Origin of the sequence: Pelomicrobium sp. G1 (genome assembly GCF_051905455.1) — a bacterium.
GTDB lineage: Bacteria > Pseudomonadota > Gammaproteobacteria > Burkholderiales > UBA6910 > Pelomicrobium.
This window is the reverse complement of sequence record NZ_JBQACR010000375.1, coordinates 1-266: the sequence shown is the minus strand read 5'-3', so window position 1 is coordinate 266 and position 266 is coordinate 1. Positions and strand designations below refer to the sequence as shown.

Annotated in this window: 1 pseudogene; it reads left to right on the top strand. The window is 56.0% G+C overall.

Features of this window, described 5'->3' with window-relative positions:
- A pseudogene (locus tag ACTFO6_RS18890) lies at positions 1-233 on the top strand (TIR domain-containing protein); the annotation flags it as partial.
- Between the last annotated feature and the right edge of the window lie 33 nt (positions 234-266).

Here is a 266-nt window from a genome sequence, read left to right as displayed (position 1 = left end):
ACGGAAAGGGGCTCGTCGGCGTCTACATCCACAATCTGCAGGACCGGAACCAGCAACAAGCCACCAAGGGTGATAACCCGTTCGACGGATTCACCGTGGGCCAGAGGCCGCTGTCCCGCATCGTCAAGGCCTATGATCCCCCGTATTGGAGGAGCACCGACGTGTACGCCCACATTAAGGACAACATCGCAAACTGGGTTGAGGAAGCCATTTCTATCCGGAACGGTTTGTAGGAATGAGACCACATGGGCCAAGAACGATCTTAC